General features: G+C 65.6%; 15 protein-coding genes. 8 read left to right on the top strand and 7 right to left on the bottom strand.

All coding sequences use genetic code 11. The annotated features are described in order from the left end of the window. The first annotated feature begins 29 nt into the window (after positions 1-29). Together erpA and FG486_RS05935 are read left to right on the top strand one after the other, a co-directional pair. Entirely contained in the window at positions 30-368 is a 339-nt protein-coding gene (gene erpA / locus FG486_RS05940; protein WP_066276167.1) for an iron-sulfur cluster insertion protein ErpA, read from the top strand. Between the two features lie 150 nt (positions 369-518). Then, on the top strand, positions 519-1,628 hold the full coding sequence (locus FG486_RS05935; RefSeq protein WP_231750021.1) for an AI-2E family transporter: 1,110 nt from the start codon (positions 519-521) through the stop codon (positions 1,626-1,628). A 54-nt stretch (positions 1,629-1,682) separates the two neighbouring features. On the opposite strand, the gene FG486_RS05930 is transcribed toward FG486_RS05935, so the two are convergent. Next, positions 1,683-4,019, bottom strand: coding sequence for a DNA translocase FtsK (locus FG486_RS05930; RefSeq protein ID WP_181266785.1), 2,337 nt, complete (start codon positions 4,017-4,019; stop codon positions 1,683-1,685). A 139-nt stretch (positions 4,020-4,158) separates the two neighbouring features. Here FG486_RS05930 and FG486_RS05925 point away from each other — a divergent pair, with 139 nt between their 5' ends. Continuing rightward, the gene (locus FG486_RS05925) at positions 4,159-5,391 is read left to right on the top strand and encodes a UbiH/UbiF/VisC/COQ6 family ubiquinone biosynthesis hydroxylase (RefSeq protein WP_181266784.1); all 1,233 of its coding nucleotides are present in this window, start codon (positions 4,159-4,161) and stop codon (positions 5,389-5,391) included. A gap of 133 nt (positions 5,392-5,524) precedes the next feature. On the opposite strand, the gene FG486_RS05920 is transcribed toward FG486_RS05925, so the two are convergent. Next, positions 5,525-6,172 (bottom strand): TetR/AcrR family transcriptional regulator, encoded by a 648-nt coding sequence (locus tag FG486_RS05920; protein ID WP_181266783.1) that lies wholly within the window; start codon positions 6,170-6,172, stop codon positions 5,525-5,527. A gap of 194 nt (positions 6,173-6,366) precedes the next feature. Here FG486_RS05920 and FG486_RS05915 point away from each other — a divergent pair, with 194 nt between their 5' ends. Beyond that, positions 6,367-8,733 carry a TonB-dependent receptor gene (locus FG486_RS05915; protein WP_181266782.1) on the top strand — a complete coding sequence of 789 codons (2,367 nt, stop codon included), beginning with the start codon at positions 6,367-6,369 and terminating at the stop codon, positions 8,731-8,733. Between the two features lie 45 nt (positions 8,734-8,778). Here FG486_RS05915 and nikE read toward each other — a convergent pair whose 3' ends face one another. Genes nikE through FG486_RS05900 form a run of 3 tightly spaced genes read right to left on the bottom strand, consistent with a single transcriptional unit; the run spans position 8,779 to position 12,034 of the window. Then, positions 8,779-10,323 (bottom strand): nickel ABC transporter ATP-binding protein NikE, encoded by a 1,545-nt coding sequence (gene nikE, locus FG486_RS05910; RefSeq protein ID WP_181266781.1) that lies wholly within the window; start codon positions 10,321-10,323, stop codon positions 8,779-8,781. After that, positions 10,320-11,108 (bottom strand): ABC transporter permease, encoded by a 789-nt coding sequence (locus FG486_RS05905; RefSeq protein WP_181266780.1) that lies wholly within the window; start codon positions 11,106-11,108, stop codon positions 10,320-10,322. Before FG486_RS05905 ends, nikE begins: the two co-directional genes overlap by 4 nt. Further along, on the bottom strand, positions 11,105-12,034 hold the full coding sequence (locus FG486_RS05900) for an ABC transporter permease (RefSeq protein ID WP_181266779.1): 930 nt from the start codon (positions 12,032-12,034) through the stop codon (positions 11,105-11,107). The genes FG486_RS05905 and FG486_RS05900 overlap by 4 nt, the downstream gene beginning before the upstream one ends. Positions 12,035-12,155: 121 nt before the next feature. On the opposite strand from FG486_RS05900, the gene FG486_RS05895 reads away from it, so the two are divergent. The 4 genes from FG486_RS05895 (at position 12,156) to FG486_RS05880 (ending at position 14,012) form a co-directional block, all read left to right on the top strand. Then, positions 12,156-12,437 carry a hypothetical protein gene (locus FG486_RS05895; protein WP_181266778.1) on the top strand — a complete coding sequence of 94 codons (282 nt, stop codon included), beginning with the start codon at positions 12,156-12,158 and terminating at the stop codon, positions 12,435-12,437. Beyond that, positions 12,422-12,724 (top strand): hypothetical protein, encoded by a 303-nt coding sequence (locus FG486_RS05890; protein WP_241695587.1) that lies wholly within the window; start codon positions 12,422-12,424, stop codon positions 12,722-12,724. The genes FG486_RS05895 and FG486_RS05890 overlap by 16 nt, the downstream gene beginning before the upstream one ends. Positions 12,725-12,835: 111 nt before the next feature. Next, a complete protein-coding gene (locus FG486_RS05885) occupies positions 12,836-13,639 on the top strand; it encodes a MerR family transcriptional regulator (RefSeq protein WP_181266777.1) in 804 nt (267 codons plus the stop codon). A gap of 13 nt (positions 13,640-13,652) precedes the next feature. Continuing rightward, positions 13,653-14,012: a DMT family transporter gene (locus FG486_RS05880; RefSeq protein ID WP_181266776.1), complete on the top strand. Its 360-nt coding sequence runs from the start codon at positions 13,653-13,655 to the stop codon at positions 14,010-14,012. On the opposite strand, the gene FG486_RS05875 is transcribed toward FG486_RS05880, so the two are convergent. Continuing rightward, a complete protein-coding gene (locus tag FG486_RS05875; protein WP_023839072.1) occupies positions 14,009-14,812 on the bottom strand; it encodes a 3'(2'),5'-bisphosphate nucleotidase CysQ in 804 nt (267 codons plus the stop codon). The two genes, FG486_RS05880 and FG486_RS05875, sit on opposite strands and share 4 nt — an antisense overlap. A 41-nt stretch (positions 14,813-14,853) precedes the next feature. Then, positions 14,854-16,419 carry a peptide chain release factor 3 gene (locus FG486_RS05870; protein WP_181266775.1) on the bottom strand — a complete coding sequence of 522 codons (1,566 nt, stop codon included), beginning with the start codon at positions 16,417-16,419 and terminating at the stop codon, positions 14,854-14,856. Positions 16,420-16,490: the final 71 nt, after the last annotated feature.

Below are 16,490 nucleotides of genomic sequence, written 5' to 3'. Positions count from 1 at the left end.
AAGGACCGCGTCGCGCTTATGTAGGGCGCATGGACAATCCAGCAGCCGACATCACCCTGACACCCGCTGCGGCCAAGCGCGTGGCCGCGATTGCTGCCAAGCAGCAAAAGCCCGCCATCCTGCGTCTCGCGGTGGAGGGAGGCGGTTGCTCCGGTTTCCAGTACCGTTTCGGCCTTGCCGATGCGCCCGAGCCCGACGATACCGTCACTGAAACCGATGGCGTCTCGCTGGTCGTTGACGATATCAGCCTCGATCTGGTTCGCGGCAGCGCAGTGGATTTCGTGGAATCGCTTGGCGGGTCGGCATTCCAGGTGACCAACCCCAACGCTGCATCCGGATGCGGCTGTGGTTCCAGTTTCTCGATCTGAATGCCTGCTGGCCTTATGGGGAACCCGAACCGCCGGATTTCGTATTGAGCGGCAAGGCATAGGACCGGGGGTGCACATGAAATCCAGCCAGCATCATGCGATCGTCGCTCGATCGCTGCGAAAGATCACCATCGATCGAGGGGACCAGGCGTGATCGATCCCGCCATGGCGACCGACGCGCAGCATCGCGACCCCGAAGCTCCGGATCATATCAGCCCGCATGCCATGACGCGGCTGGAAGCGGGCCGGGTTGCCGGCATCACCCTCACCGTGCTCGCTGTGGTTGGTGTCGCCTGGTTGCTGATGGAGCTGACGCAGTTCCTGCTGCTCGTCTTCGCAGCGCTGGTTCTTGCGGCAATCTTCTCGTCCATCGCGCGCCGGGTATGCGACCTGACCGGCATGAAGCGCGGACCCGCGCTGGCGATCTCCGTGTTTCTGCTGCTGGCGGTCTTCGCCGGAGCCTTCACGCTGTTCGGATCGCAGATTGCGGACGAGTTCGACACGATCCAGCAGAGCATTCCGCCCGCGATCGACCGGGTCGAGGCCCAGCTGGACGAGGTGGGGCTTGGCGAACAGGCCCGGAAAATCGTGCAACAGGGCAGCGGCGATCTTTCCAGCCTGGCCTCGCGGCTGGGCGGCTTTGCGATGACGGCCACCAATGCCATTGCCAATTTCGTGCTCGTCTTCGTCGGCGCGATCTTCATCGCCAGCGACCCCAATGTCTATCGACGCGGGCTGCTGCTGCTTCTGCCCAAGCGCGCCGAGCAGCCGGTTTCGGACGCACTGGACGACGCGTCGCGGGGCCTGCGCGGCTGGATGATGGGCCAAGGCGTCTCGTCGATTGTCGTTGCGGTATTGACCGGAGGCGGACTCTGGGCGCTGGGGGTCCCCGCATCGGGAGGCCTAGCCATCATCGCCGGCCTGCTCGACATCATTCCGATGGTCGGACCGGTCATTGCCGGTGTCCCGGCGGTTCTGCTCGCTTTCACCGTGTCGCCGACAACGGCCTTGTGGACGGTCGTCCTGTTCCTGATCGTTCAGCAGATCCAGGGCAATTTCCTGCAGCCGATGATCCAGAAACAGGCCGTCGACGTACCGCCTGCGGTGCTGTTGTTTGCGGTCGTTGCCTTCGGGCTCGTCTTCGGCTTTCTGGGCGTGCTGCTCTCAGCGCCGCTGACGGTAGTGACCTATGTCATGGTTCAGCGGCTCTATGTGAAAACTCTGCTCGGCAAGCCGATCCGGATCGCCGGGCAGGACTGATCCCGCCCGGCCGTTGCTCGAAGGTCAGAGCGGCCCCAATCAGAGCGACCCCAATCAGAGCGGATTGCCGTCCTTGTCGCGGAACACCTCGCGCCGGCCGACATGGTTGGGCGCGCTGATATAGCCGTCCTCTTCCATTCGTTCGACCAGTCGCGCGGCGCTGTTATAGCCGATGCGCAACTGCCGCTGCAGCCAGCTGGTCGAGGCCTTCTGGCTCTCGAACACGATCTGGCAGGCGGCGCGGTACATCTGCTCCTCGGGGCTGTCGTCGAGGCTCGCGCCATCGAGCGCGAAGCCGCCGTCCTCAGGTTCCTCGGTCACTGCCTGGATGTAGTCGGGCTGGCCCTGGCCGCGCCAGTGGTCGGCGACACGGCGCACCTCCTCATCCGAGACGAAGGGCCCGTGCACGCGCTCGACCTGCTTGCCGCCGGACATGTAGAGCATGTCGCCCTTGCCGAGCAGCTGCTCCGCGCCCTGTTCGCCCAGGATGGTGCGCGAATCGATCTTGCTGGTGACGTGGAAGCTGATGCGGGTCGGCAGGTTGGCCTTGATCACGCCGGTGATGACGTCGACCGAAGGACGCTGCGTCGCCATGATCAGGTGGATGCCCGCCGCACGCGCCTTCTGTGCGAGCCGCTGGATGAGGAATTCGACCTCCTTGCCCGCCGTCATCATCAGGTCTGCCAGCTCGTCGACGATCACCACGATCTGCGGCATCGGCTCGTAATCGAGCTGCTTCTTCTCGTATTGCGGTTGGCCGCTGACCGGATCCCAGCCGGTCTGGACCTCTTCGCCCAGCGGCAGGCCCTTGGCCTTGGCGACGCGCACCTTGTCGTTGAAATTGACGAGGCTGCGGACCTTGAGCTCGCTCATCATCCGATAGCGCTCCTCCATTTGCTCCACCGCCCATTTCAGTGCGCGCACCGCCTTTGCGGGCTCGGTCACCACGGGAGAGAGAAGGTGCGGAATGTCGTCATAGATCGACAGTTCAAGCATCTTGGGATCGATCATGATCATGCGCAGCGTCTCCGGCGTCATCCGGTAAAGCAGCGAAAGGATCATCGCGTTAAGGCCGACCGACTTGCCCGATCCGGTGGTGCCCGCGATCAGCAGGTGCGGCATCGGCGCGAGGTCGGCGATCACCGGATCGCCCGAGATGTTCTTGCCCAGGATGACCGGCAGCTGGCCGCTATTCTCGGCAAAATGGCTCGATCCGATCATCTCGTGCAGCACGACGGCGTCGCGATGCTGGTTGGGCAGCTCGATGCCCAGCTCCTTGCGGCACGGGATCGCCGCGACGCGCGCCGAGCGCGCCGACATGTTGCGCGCGATATCGTCGGCGAGCTGGATGACGCGGTTGGCCTTGATGCCCGGCGCGGGCAGCAGCTCATAGCGGGTGACCACCGGGCCGGGGCGCACCGCCGTGATCTCGCCCTTCACGTTGAAATCGCTCAGCACGGTCTCGAGCAGCCGGGCGTTGCGCTCGAGGGCAATCTTGTCCAGCGCGGGGCCTGTGCTCGACGGCGGCGGGTCGAGCAGATCGACCGAAGGCAGCTCATAGGGGCCGAAGAAGTCGCCCTGCTTGCTCTTCGGGCCAAGCTGCGCCTTGGCCGGACGCAGCGAGGGCTCAGTGATTTCCGGCGGCGGTCGGTTGTCGGGCACGGCTTCCTTGCGCGGTGCGGCCAGCGCCGGACGGCTTGGCTCGACCGTATCGTCAAGGGCATCGAGCTCATCTTCGTCGATCACCGGACCGATCGGGCGGCGGAACAGCGCTTCTGGCATGCTCACCTTGATCGACGGCATCCGCAGCAACCCGCGCTCCAGACCCAGCGCCTTCCAGCCAAGCGCCGCGCCGACCAGCCCCAGCAGCGAAGCGCTGCCATAGAGCGCCCAGGAGGCGCCAGCAGGCGGCAGGAAGGCGGCAAGGAACTGGATGCCCCGCGCGCCCATCATGCCAAAAAGGCCGCCTGGGCCAGCCGGGAAATGCGGCGCGGATTCACCGAACAGGACCGCAGCCGCGATCGCCAGGAACAGCATGCTGAGCAGCGTCGCGATGACCGAGCGGCGCCAGTGGCCGAGCGGCTGGTTGATCCACAGCCGGTGCGCCTGAACCGCCGTGATCGGCAGCAGCAGCGCGCTCGCCGGCCCGCCCAGGAACAGCATGAAATCGGCAATCCACGCGCCGCTTGCGCCCATCCAGTTGTCGACGCCGCCGCCTGCGGCCGTGTTGAATGAGGGGTCGGTCTGGTGATAGGTCAGCAGCGCGATGGTGGTGAAGGCGACGAGCGCGAACAGCACCAGCGCCAGGATCAGGCTGCCGCTGCGCATCAGACTCTGACGCATCAGGTCGCGCCAGTCGGGCGCGTTTCTGGTGGCGGCGCGGCTGGCCATAACCTTGAATTCTCCGGCAATATGGTAAATGCCGCCTATTTTGCGCAGACCATGGACTCCGCGTCAAGCAAGGACTTGGTACGGACTCCGCGCAGCTAGCCCCTGTTCAGTCGTCTGCAGACCGCCTACATTGGCCAGCATGACAGGCAGCATCACCTTGGGCAACCACAGCGACATCCTCATCATGGGCGCAGGACCGGCGGGGATTTCGCTCGCGCTGGCGGTCGCGCGGCATGGTCTCAGCGTCCGGGTGATCGACCGGATCACCCCCGAGACGCTGGCCGATACCGCGTTCGATGGCCGCGCCTCGGCGCTCGCTTCGACCAGCTGGCAGATGCTGCAGAATCTCGGGCTGGCCAACAGCCTGTGGCGCGATGCCTGTCCGATCGACCGGATCGCGGTCAGCGATGGCCTGCGCCGGGGTTCGCTCGATTTCGATGCCGGGGTTGACGGCATGGGCGTGATGCTGCCCAACAGCCTGTTGCGCGCCGCGCTCTATCAGGCCGCGAGCGCCGATTCCGATATCGACCTGATCATGGCGGCCGAAGTCGCGCACCGCGCAGTCGATGCGCACCGCGCGACGATCACGCTGGCCGATGGACGCGTGTTCACCGCATCGCTGCTGGTCGGCGCGGAAGGGCGCGTATCGCCGACGCGCGATCTGGCCGGGATTGGTCTCAGCCAATGGTCCTATCGCCAACGCGGCATTGTTACCGCCGTGACGCTGGAAAAATCGCATCAGAACACCGCGTTCGAGATTTTCTATCCCGATGGTCCGCTTGCCATCCTGCCGCTCAACGACGATGACGAGGGCCGTGCGATGGCCTCGATCGTCTGGACGGTGCCCGAGGGCAAGGCTGATGCCTGGACCTCGCTGTCCGACCGCGCCTTCGGGGGGGCGCTGACCGAGGCGAGCGGTGGGTTTCTTGGGGCAATCACGCCCATCGCCCCGCGCAGCAGCTGGCCGCTGACCCTGTGCCAGGCGAGCGACATGGTCGCTCCGCGCATCGCGCTGGTGGGCGATAGCGCGCACATCATCCACCCGATTGCGGGACAGGGGCTGAACCTGGGGCTGCGCGATGTCGCGGCGCTCGCCGATGTACTGGGCGAGGGCGCGCGGCTGGGGCTCGATCCGGGCGATCTGGCGCAGCTCAAGCGGTACCAGCAATGGCGGATGCTCGACAATGCGATGATGGCTTCGGCCACCGATGTGCTCAACCGGCTCTACGGCCTGCCGGGCAAGGCGCCCTCGCTGGTGCGGCGCATCGGCATGCAGCTGGTCGGGCGTACCGGGCTGATCCGGCGGTTCATCATCGATGAGGCGCGGGGGACGAGCGGTGACCTGCCCGAACTGCTGATGGCGAGCGATTGATAGCTTTGCCCTCGGGAGCCCAGGTCAGCTCTTTCCCATCATTCCCGCGAACGCGGGATTCTCGCTTTCTTCGCTCGCCTTGAAAGCGGGACCCCCGCGTTCGCGGGGGTGACGAACGTGAGCTGTGAGTTGACTAGGGTTTCAGCCCCCGCGTGATGAAGTCGTTCGCGGCGCTGGCGATCGCGTCCGGGGTCATGTCCTCGTTCCAGATGCCGTAGCGCAGGCCCAGGAACACGTTCATTCCCATCACTGCCCAGGCGTGCAGCTCGCTGACATCGCCGCGGATTTCGCCCGCTGCCGCGCCCGCCTGCAAGCGGCTGAGAATGCGTGTCGCGGTCACCTGATAATGCGCGCGATAGCTCTCGGAATCGACGAATTCGGCCTCGTCGATGATCCGGTAGATTTCCTTGTGCTCGCGGGCGAATTCGAGAAATCCCTTAAGCGCCGCGCGTTCGCGGTCGAGCGCGCCGCTCGCCTCCTGCATCGCGGCGGCGGCATGCTTGCCGACCTGGGCGGACATGTCCTGCACCAGCGCGCGGAAGATTTCGTCCTTCGAATCGAAATAAGTGTAGAAGCTGCCCAGCGCGGTGCCCGCGCGCCGGGTGATGCCGCTGATCGAGGCTTCGTGAAAACCGCGCTCGCCAAATTCGATCGCTGCCGCATCGAGCAGCTTGCGCAGCGTCGCGCGGCCACGCGCCGTGCGCGGCGTCTTGTCCGGGCGCGCGCTTTCCGCGCCCGCGTTCGCGGGCGGTTCTTCCGCTGCCGATGGTTTTGCCGCCATGATCCACTCCCGCTGCCGGACATGATGCGTGCGCGCAACACATCTGGCCGATTTTGCCCTCGCTGTCTCCCCTCATGCGATAAGAGTTGAAAGCTGGTTCAACTTTCACTAATGGACAAACACGTTCTGCGCAAGGCCGGTCAGTGAGACGAACCGGTGCACCGCGAACAGGTCAGGATGCAGGGAGGAAGTTCATGTCCGTTTTCGGGTTCACCCGTTTCGCCGCCACGCGCACTGCGCTCGCGCTGGGCGTCGCCGCCGCAGCTCTTACGGCACTTGCTCCTGTCGCGATCGCGCAGGAAGCGCAGGAACAGGAAGCGACCACCGCCGATGACGGTAGCGTGATCGTCGTTACCGCCCGTCGCCGGGCAGAAAACCTGCAGGACGTTCCGATCGCGATCAGCGCTTTTTCCGCCGAGCGGCTGGAAAACCAGGGCGCGCTCGACATCACCGACATCTCGCAGATCACGCCCAACACCACGCTCGAAAACTCGCGCGGCACCAACTCGACGCTCACCGCCTTCATCCGCGGCGTGGGCCAGCAGGACCCGGTTCCCGGCTTCGAGGCGGGCGTCGGCATCTATCTGGACGACGTGTATCTCAATCGCCCGCAGGCGGCGGTGCTCGACATTTACGAAGTCGAGCGGATCGAGGTGCTGCGCGGACCGCAGGGCACGCTCTATGGCCGCAACACCATCGGCGGTGCGGTCAAATATGTCACCAAGATGCTGCCGCAGGATTTCAGCCTGAAGCTTCGCGGCACCTATGGCACCTATGACCAGGCCGAAGGCGTGGTCACCGTGTCCGCACCGCTCGGCGATATCGTCCGCGTCGGCGGCACGCTGGCGCGGCTGTCGCGCGGCGGCTTCGGCGACAATCTCAACATCCGCGGGCTCGAAAACTATAACCGCGATGTCTGGGCAGGGCGCGGCACGTTGGAAATCGGCGGTTATGGCGCGCCGGTGCTGATCCGCATCTCGGGCGATTATACCCGCGACAAGTCCGATCCGCGCAACGGCCATCGCCTGATCCCCGGCATCCGCAGCGGTACGCCGGTGCTGAACGATGTCTATGACACCCGCGCGGGCCTCAACAATCCGCGGCAGGATATCGAGGCCTATGGTCTCGCGATGAACATCTCCGCCGAGCTCACCGACAATCTGACGCTGCGTTCGATCAGCGCCTGGCGCAAGGATGACAGCTTCACCCCGATCGATTTCGACGCGCTGCCCGCGATCGATGTCGATGTGCCCGCAGTCTATCGCAACGAGCAGGTCAGCCAGGAATTCCAGCTGCTGTACGAAGGCGAGCGCCTCAAGGGTCTGGTCGGATTCTATTATCTCGATGCCAAGGCCTCGACCGCGTTCGACGTGCTGCTGTTCACCACGCTGAACAACCTGAACGCCTTCACCGCGGGTGATGTGCGCACCGATACCTGGTCGGTGTTCGGCGATTTCACCTATGATTTCACCGATCAGCTCTCGCTGTCGCTAGGCGGCCGTTACACGGTAGACAAGCGCAACTCGACCATTCTGCGCCAGACCAAGCTGGGCCGCTCTGCCGAGTTCGGCGGTACGCCGGTGGTGCTGGCGACCACGTCGAACTTCAACGGCGAGGCACGCTTTACCGATTTCAACCCGCGCGCCTCGCTGAGCTTCAAGCCGAACGAGGACCATCTGTTCTTCGCCGGCTATTCGCAGGGCTTCAAGGGCGGCGGCTTCGACCCGCGCGGGCTTTCGACCGCCGCGCCCGATACCAACCGCGATGGCGTGCGCAGCCAGCAGGAAATCTTCGACTTCCTGAGCTTCGAGCCCGAAACGGTCGACAGCTATGAGCTGGGCTGGAAGGGCAGCTTTGCCGACAATGCCATCAACCTGGCGCTGACCGGTTTCTATGCCGATTACACCAACGTCCAGGTGCCCGGTTCCGCCGGCTTCGACTCTAACGGCGACGGCGTCAACGACACCTTTATCGGCGTCACCACCAATGCCGGCAAGGCCGAGTTCAAGGGTATCGAGTTCGAAGGCAATGCCGTGTTCGCGCGCGAATTCGCAGGCTCGGGCTCGTTCCTGAGCTTCAACGCGACGCTCGGCTATATCGATGGCGAGTACAAGCGCTTCATCGATGCGCGCAACATCGACGTCGCCAATCTGCGTCGTATCCAGAACACGCCGAAATGGACGATGTCGGGCACCTTCTCGGGTGTCTTCCCGGCCTTTTCGGGCAACATCACCGCTTCGACCACGGTCAGCTATCGCAGCAAGACCTTCCAGTTCGAAACGCCCAGCCCGTTCCTCGATCAGCCCGGCTATGCGCTCTGGGATGCCTCGCTGATCTGGCGCGACGACGAGGACCGGTTCAGCTTCGGCCTCAACGCCAAGAACATTCTGGACAAGCAGTATATCACGTCGGGCTATCAGTTCCTCGCGACCGCGCCCGATGGCACGCCGACGCGCAACGCGGCGGGCAATCTCATCCCCACGCTGGGTACCGAAGGCGTTGCGACCGCGTTCTACGGCAATCCGCGTCAGGTGTTCGTGACCGCCGCCGTCAAGTTCTGAAGCGCGCCGGTTCGCTCGACATAAAGGGGGAGGTGGCCGTAAGCGTCAGCTTGCGGCCACCAGCTTTATGGTCATCGCGGCCTGAGGCTCGGCGATGAGCTGCGCCATCGGCCCCTGCTCGACGATACGCCCCGCTTCGAGCACGGCAGCGCGGTGGCAGAATTGCGCCGCCAGCGCGAGATCGTGCGTGATGACGAGCATCGCGATCCCCTGATCGCGCTGCAGTCGCTTCAGCAGCGCGACGATCTGCACGGCCACCAACGGGTCGAGCGCCGAGGTAGCCTCGTCGAGCACCAGCATCTGGGGCTCGGCCACCAGCGCGCGGGCGATGGCGACGCGCTGCGCCTGGCCACCCGACAGCCCCGCCGGTGTCCGGTCAGCTAGCGCGCCATCCAGCTCAACCATCTGCAGCGCCTTCTTGACCAGCCCGGCGCGGCCCCAACTCGTCAGGTCGGGACGCAGATGCACCAAGGGTTCGGCGATGATGTCGGACACGCGCCAGCGCGGATCGAGGCTGGCGACCGGGTCCTGGAACACCGGTTGTATCATTCGCCGCTGCTCGCGACTGCGGCGCGCGGGTAGCGGCGCGCCCTTCCACAGCATCGCACCCGCGCTGACTGGCCCCAGCCCGGCAATCGCGCGGCCGATGGTGGACTTGCCCGAGCCCGAGCCGCCGATCAGCGCCACCGCCTCGCCCTGATGCACAGTCAGGTCCACCGCATCGACGGCGATCACGGGCCGCGTGAAAAGGCCATTCCCGGCAAAACGCACGGTGAGGTCTTGCGCCTCGACCAGCGGCGCGCCCGGCACATGCAGGTCGTCGGGTAGCGCGGCATTCAGGCTGGGCGTCGCCGCCCAAAGCGCCTGACTGTAAGCGTGCTGTGGCGCGCGTGCGATGGCCTGCGCCGCGCCAGCCTCCACCACCTGGCCGCCCTGCATCACCAGCACCCGGTCGGCATGATGTTCGAGCGAGGCGAGATCGTGGCTGACCAGCAGCAGCCCCATGCCGGTCTCGCGCCGCAGCCGCGTCAGTAGTGCCATGATCTCGGCACGCAGATGCGCATCGAGCGCGGACACCGGCTCGTCGGCGATCAGCAGTTTCGGGCGATGCGCGATGGCGCAGGCGATCATCAGCCGCTGGCGCTCGCCGCCCGAAAGCTGGTGCGGATAACGCCTCAACTTGATCGCCGGATCGGCCAGGCCGACCGCGTCCAGCATCGCGACCAGCGTGTTCCGGTCCGGACGCGCTCCCCCCGCCTGCATTGCGCTTTCGGTGAGGTGCTGCGCCGCAGTGCGGTGCGGGGTCAGCGCGGTGAGCGGCTGCTGGAACACGAAGCCGACCGACGCGCGCCGCACCTTTCGCAGGTCCGCCTCGTCGAGCCCCGCCAGCTCCTGCCCTTCCAGCATCGCCGATCCGGTGATCGTCCCGGCGGAAAGCCCGAAAGGCGTCAGGCTGGTCAGGCTCTTGCCCGATCCCGATGCACCCGCCAGCGCGACGCATTCTCCGGGCGCAATCTCGAGCGAAACCCCGCGCACCAGATCGCGCCCGTCGATGGTCACACCCATGGCGTCCAGCCGGTACAGGCTCATGCGAACCGGTCCCTAAGGCGCTCACCGACCAGCGTCAGGCAGACGAGCAGCGTCACCATCACCCCGCCGGGCACCAGCAGCCCCATGGGTGCGACATCCATGTCGTCCGCGCCCTCCTTGACCAGGATACCGAGCGAGGTCAGCGGCTCCTGCACGCCGAGGCCGAGGAACGAGAGGAAGCTCTCGATCATGATGATGCCGGGCAGGGTGAGCGTCAGATAGGCAAGCGCCACCCCCGCGATATTGGGCAATATGTGGCGCGCCAGGATCACGCGCACCGGCACGCCGCTCGCTTCTGCCGCCAGCACGAACGGGCGGTGGCGCAGCGTCATCACCTGGCCGCGCACGATCCGCGCCATGGTCAGCCATTCGACCAGCCCGATGCCGACGAAGACCAACAGGATCGAGCGGCCGAACACCACCATCAGCACGATGACGATGAACATGAACGGCAGCGCATAGAGCGCATCGACGATCCGCATCATCAGCTCGTCGGTGCGTCCGCCCGCCCAGCCCGCGATCATGCCCCAGCCGATGCCGACCAGCATCGACACCAAAGCCGCCGCCAGCGCCACGGCGAGCGTGATCCGCGTTGCCACCGCCAGCCGCGCCAGCCGGTCGCGCCCCAGCTCGTCGGTGCCGAGCCAGTGCCCTGCCGTGGCGGGCGCGGCGCGGACATGGTCCCAGTCGATCGCGTCATGGCTCCATGGGAGCAGCATCGGCAGCACAAGCGCTGCGAGCGCGATCAGCGCGACGATCGCGGCGGGCAGAGCGATGCGCTTCATGCCCTGCTCCGGGGATCGAGCCAGCCGTAGAGCAGATCGGCGATAAGGTTGAACGCGATGATGAGCGCCGCATAAAGCAGGATCACCGCCATGATTAGCGGATAATCGCGGTTGAGCGCGCCCTGCACGAAATAGCGGCCCAAGCCCGGCAGCGCGAACACCGTCTCGATCACCACCGCGCCGGTCAGTAGCCCCGCCGCCGCCGGGCCAAGATAGCTCACCACCGGCACCAGCGCAGGCCGCAACGCATGGCGCGCAATGATGGCGCCGGTGCCGAGCCCGCGCGCCCGCGCGGTGCGGATATGCTCCTGCGCCAGCGCCGCCGCCAGCCCCGCGCGCGCCAGCTTGGCGATCGCGCCCGCCACCGGAAGCGCCAGCGCGATCACCGGCATGATCCAGTATTGCGGCGCGCTCAGCAGCCCGTCACCCAGCCCGCCCACCGGCAACAGTCCCAGCCACAGCCCGAAGATCAGCGCGAGCAGCGGCCCGGTGACGAAGCTGGGCAGCGCGGTGACGATGGTGGCGACGAGCATCAGCGTCTCGTCCGCCCAGCCGCCGGGGCGCAGCGCCGCGACCATCCCCGCTGCCAGCCCGAGCACCAGCGCCAGCAGGATGGCGAGTCCGCCCAACGTCAGCGACACCGGCAGGCTGTCGGCGATCAGCTGCGTGACGGTAAAGTCGCGATAGACCAGGCTCGGCCCGAAATCGCCGGTAAGCGTGCGCTGCAGGAACAGCGCGAACTGCTCGCCCATCGGCAGGTTGAGGCCATAGGCCGCCTCCAGCGCCGCGCGCGTCTCGGGCGCCAGCGGGCGCTCGCCATCGAACGGCCCGCCGGGCGCAAAGCGCATCAGCGCGAACGAGGCGAGCAGCACGAGCAGCAATGTCGGGATCGCGGTCAACAACCGCCGAAGGACGAGGGCGCGCATCGGCTGAGACCATGGCGGATAGGGCGGACGGCGTCATGCGGAAAATGGGTGACATTCCATTCCGCACAGCACGTTCCAAATGCCATTGCCTCAACCGACGCAGAATGGCAGCCTGTGCCTCATGCGCTTCATCCACCTTCTTGGGCTGTCCGGTGCGTTGCACATGTTGGCTTGTGCACAGCTGCCTGAGAGAACCGTGGACGCCAAGGTCGTCAGTATCGTGTCATCGCAGAGTCGACTGAACAACGACAGGTTCGTTGTTACGGCACAGGATGAAACGGGTCTTTCAGGCAAGAAGTCTGTCAAGAAGCTGGAACTGGATTGTCGAGTCGGTGATGTCGTCAAGGCGACAGCCCGAGGAATCTCGCTCACGTTGGACAAAAGCGCATGCGTGCGTGGATGAAGGAGCCACAACAGGTGAAAGTCAGATCATCCTTGGATGTGCTGACTGACATTCCTTTAGGCAGCGTCGAAAGGGTTACCTTTTACGAGCGTGACGAAATCACGACCGACCTGATCTGCTGCGAGGTGGTGGCCTCCGGGCAGATCTGGACCTTTCACGAGGAGATGCCGGGCTGGGATGCGTTGATGGCGCATCTGGCGGGCCTGGCTAGCTTTCGACAGGACTGGTTTGCGGCTGTCTCGCAGACAGCGTTCCAGCCATGCGAGATTGTGGCCTTCGCGCGCTAATAGGGCGCGATAATGCCAGCGCTCTCCCCTCCCACTCGCGGCAGCGGCCTTATGCTGCCTCCCGAAATTCCGCTTGAAGCTGACCTTACGTCAAGTGGCATAACCCCATCCATGCCCGATTCGCTCGACATTGCCGCCGTTACCCGGCTCACCGGTCTCACCGCCCGCGCGCTGCGCTTCTATGAGGCGCGGGGGCTTGTCGAGCCGTTGCGAACCGCGTCGGGGCGGCGGCATTATGATGCGGCGGCGCTCGAACGGCTGAACCTCATCCTCTCGCTCAAGAAAGCGGGCCTGACGCTGGCGCAGATCCAGCGGCTGACCGCGCACCGGCGGATCGATCTTCACGGTCTCATCACCGCGCAGCTCGACCATCTGGAGGCCCAAGCGCGCCGCATATCCGAGGCGCAGGCGCTGCTCATTTCCGTCAAGTCACGCATCGATCGCGGCGAGCCCATCGATGCCGAGACCTTCTGCTCGCTGATCCGCACCGAACAACAGGACAGTACGAGCATGTCACAGGACCAATGGAAGGCGGTGACCGACCGCTATTTTACCCCGGAAGAGCGGGCCGAGTGGGGCGAGAAGATGGGCGCGCTGGGCGAGGATTTCGATCAGGACGCTTATGCCGCGCAATGGAAGGCGCTGGGCGACGAGATCAAGGCCGCACTGCCGATGGATCCCGCCGGCGACGCGGCAGCAGCGTTCGTCCAGCGCTGGTTCGCGCTGCTCAAGCCGTTCACCGATGTCGCCACCCCCGCCATGTGGACCGGCACGATGAAGATGTACGACGACATGGCCAACTGGCCGGTCCAGGCCGATCCCGGCTTCGATGCCGAGGTCTGGGCGTTCATGAAACAGGCGACGGCCGCGCGGATGCTGGCTGGGGACAGGATTGCCACGCCAAGGGCGCAATGAGGAGGAGCGGATAATGAATGCATGGGTGCTGCTGGCATTGGCCATCCTTTGCGAGATTGCAGGCACCAGCCTGCTCAAGGCCTCGCAGGGGTTCAGCAAGCCGTTGTTCGGCATGGCCTCGATGAGCTGCTATGGCCTGTGCTTCTGGCTGCTCGCCTTTGCCTTCACCCGCATTCCGATGGGCATCGCCTATGCGATCTGGTCGGGCGTCGGCGTGGTGGCAGTGGCGGTGATCGGCTGGCTGGTGTTCCGCCAGTCGATCAGCCTCACCCAGGCCGGGTTCATCGTGCTGACGCTGATCGGGACGACGGGCCTGTATCTGACCACGCCTTATGACGAGGCTGAGAAGCCGCAGGCTTTGACGGAAGGTTAACCGCCGCCCGCCGACAATCGCACCGCGCGTTCACGCAACCGCTCGACAGCGGCGGCGTGAATGCCCGGTGCGCAGCACAGCACCCCGAACGCATTGGCGCGCGGCTTGTTGAAGCGCAGTTCGCCGCCCAGTGCATCGGTGACCCGCGCGCCCGCCTCTTCGGCAATGATCGCCGCGGCACCGATATCCCATTCATAGCCCCAGCGCAGCGTCGCGAGCAGGTCGGCGCGGTCGTCGGCGACCATCGCCATGCGCAGCGCGATGCTGTTCGGCTTTTCCACCACCGTCAGGTCGATATCCGCCTTGGGCAGGCTGTCGGTCGGCACGCGCGAGCCGGGAAAATCGGTGCGGCGGCTGGCCTTCAGCCTCTTGCCGTTGAGGAACGCGCCGCGTCCGCGTGCGCCGATCCAGTATTCGTTACGCGCCGGGGCGGCCAGCACGCCCATCACGACATGCCCATCCTCGACCAAGGCGACCGAGATCGCCCAGCCGGTGCGCCCACGCACGAAATCGCGGGTGCCATCGATCGGATCGACCAGCCAGATGCGCCCGCAATCGAGCCGGGCGGTGTCGTCCGCCGTCTCTTCGGACAGCCAGCCCGCATCCGGGACCAGCGCGCCCAGCCGCTCGCGCAGGAAATTGTCGACGGCAAGGTCGGTTTCGCTCACCGGCTCGCCGGGCACCTTGTCCCAGACCTGCAGATCGCCGCCCGCGCGCGCGAATGCGGCCATGGCGATGGTGCTCGCCTCTTCGACGATATGCTTGATCGTGTCGGGAGAAACCTTGGTGCGCGACGCCATGGCCCTGCCTTAGCGCAGCGCTGCGGCGCTGCAACCGTGTTTTAGCGCTCGCGCGTCGCGCTGAAGGTCAGCTCGGGGTTCTTTTCCTGCTGATAGCCGACATCCCAGGCGGAGCGCGCCATGAACACCGGGTTGCCGTCGCGGTCCTTGGCCATGTTGTTCATCGAGATGCGCTTGAATGCTTCCAGAGCCTCGGCCGGGCCGTTCAGCCAGCGCGCGGTATCGAACGGCGCCATTTCGAGCACCGCCTCGACCTTGTACTCGGCCTCGAGCCGGCTGATCAGCACCTCGAGCTGCAGCTGGCCGACCACGCCGACGATCCACTGGCTGCCGATCTCGGGATAGAAGACCTGGATCACGCCCTCTTCGGACAGATCGTCCAACGCCTTGCGCAGCTGCTTGGTCTTGGTCGGGTCCCTCAATTGGACACGGCGCAGGATTTCCGGTGCGAAATTGGGCAGGCCGGTAAAGCGCACGTCGTTCTTCTCGGACAGCGTATCGCCGACGCGCAGCGTGCCATGATTGGGAATGCCGATAATGTCGCCGGGCAGCGCCTCGTCGGCGAGCTCGCGGTCCTGCGCGAAGAACAGGATCGGCGAGTGCACCGCGATCGGCTTGCCATGGCCCGAGGGCACCAGCTTCATGCCGCGCCTGAACGTGCCCGAGACCAGCCGCATGAACGCGATGCGGTCGCGGTGCTGCGGGTCCATGTTCGCCTGCACCTTGAAGATGAAGCCGGTCACGTCCTTGCGCGTGGGATCGACCGATTCGGGTTCGGCGGGCTGGCTGCGCGGCGGCGGAGCGTGCGTCGCGATCGCGTCGATCAGCTCCTCGATGCCGAAGCGCTTGAGCGCCGAGCCGAAATAGACCGGGGTGAGGTCGCCATGGCGATAGGCTTCGAGGTCGAAGCTTGCATAGCCGCCCTGGGCGAGCTCAGCTTCCTCGGTCAGCCGTTCGAGCGCCTGCGCGGAAAGCTTGTCGGCCAGCGCCGGATCATCGAGACCGGAAAGCTGCGTGACCGATCCGTCGTATTCGCGCGACGGGCCTTCGGGCTGCATCAGCTGGTTTCGGGCGAAATCGTACACGCCCTCGAACTGGCCGCCCATGCCGACCGGCCAGCTCATCGGGCAGACATCCAGTGCCAGCGCATCGGCGACCTCGTCGAGCAGCTCGAACGGGTCGCGGCCCTCGCGGTCGACCTTGTTGACGAAGGTGATGATCGGCACCGAGCGCAAGCGGCACACCTCGAAGAGCTTGCGCGTCTGCGGCTCGATGCCCTTGGCGGCGTCGATCACCATGATCGCGGAATCGACTGCGGTCAGCGTCCGATAGGTGTCTTCAGAAAAGTCTTCATGGCCCGGCGTGTCGAGCAGATTGAAGGTGATGCCCTGGCGCTCGAAGGTCATGACCGACGAGGTGACCGAGATGCCGCGCTGCTGCTCGATCTTCATCCAGTCCGACCGCGCCCGCCGCGCCGCGCCGCGTGCCTTGACCTCGCCCGCCAGATGGATCGCGCCGCCGGTGAGCAGTAGCTTTTCGGTGAGCGTGGTTTTCCCTGCGTCTGGATGCGAGATGATGGCGAAGGTGCGGCGGTTGAGGGCGGTCATATCGGGGCTTTGCTGATGTCGGTTCCCCGCGAAGGCGGGGACCCATCTCCGGACGGCTCATCCGGAAACAA

Origin of the sequence: Blastomonas ursincola (assembly GCF_013607875.1) — a bacterium.
Lineage (GTDB): Bacteria > Pseudomonadota > Alphaproteobacteria > Sphingomonadales > Sphingomonadaceae > Blastomonas > Blastomonas ursincola.
Note: the sequence above shows the minus strand (reverse complement) of the source record. Positions and strands in the feature narration are given on the sequence as shown.

Coding starts and splice junctions, on each gene's coding strand:
- FG486_RS05905 (WP_181266780.1), bottom strand. CDS start 11,108: ATGAAGCGCATCGCTCTGCCCGCCGCGATCGTCGCGCTGATCGCGCTC.
- FG486_RS05875 (WP_023839072.1), bottom strand. CDS start 14,812: ATGGCGTCGCGCACCAAGGTTTCTCCCGACACGATCAAGCATATCGTC.
- erpA (WP_066276167.1), top strand. CDS start 30: ATGGACAATCCAGCAGCCGACATCACCCTGACACCCGCTGCGGCCAAG.
- FG486_RS05870 (WP_181266775.1), bottom strand. CDS start 16,419: ATGACCGCCCTCAACCGCCGCACCTTCGCCATCATCTCGCATCCAGAC.
- FG486_RS05920 (WP_181266783.1), bottom strand. CDS start 6,172: ATGGCGGCAAAACCATCGGCAGCGGAAGAACCGCCCGCGAACGCGGGC.
- FG486_RS05930 (WP_181266785.1), bottom strand. CDS start 4,019: ATGGCCAGCCGCGCCGCCACCAGAAACGCGCCCGACTGGCGCGACCTG.
- FG486_RS05895 (WP_181266778.1), top strand. CDS start 12,156: ATGCGCTTCATCCACCTTCTTGGGCTGTCCGGTGCGTTGCACATGTTG.
- FG486_RS05890 (WP_241695587.1), top strand. CDS start 12,422: ATGCGTGCGTGGATGAAGGAGCCACAACAGGTGAAAGTCAGATCATCC.
- FG486_RS05915 (WP_181266782.1), top strand. CDS start 6,367: ATGTCCGTTTTCGGGTTCACCCGTTTCGCCGCCACGCGCACTGCGCTC.
- FG486_RS05880 (WP_181266776.1), top strand. CDS start 13,653: ATGAATGCATGGGTGCTGCTGGCATTGGCCATCCTTTGCGAGATTGCA.
- FG486_RS05900 (WP_181266779.1), bottom strand. CDS start 12,034: ATGCGCGCCCTCGTCCTTCGGCGGTTGTTGACCGCGATCCCGACATTG.
- FG486_RS05885 (WP_181266777.1), top strand. CDS start 12,836: ATGCCCGATTCGCTCGACATTGCCGCCGTTACCCGGCTCACCGGTCTC.
- FG486_RS05925 (WP_181266784.1), top strand. CDS start 4,159: ATGACAGGCAGCATCACCTTGGGCAACCACAGCGACATCCTCATCATG.
- nikE (WP_181266781.1), bottom strand. CDS start 10,323: ATGAGCCTGTACCGGCTGGACGCCATGGGTGTGACCATCGACGGGCGC.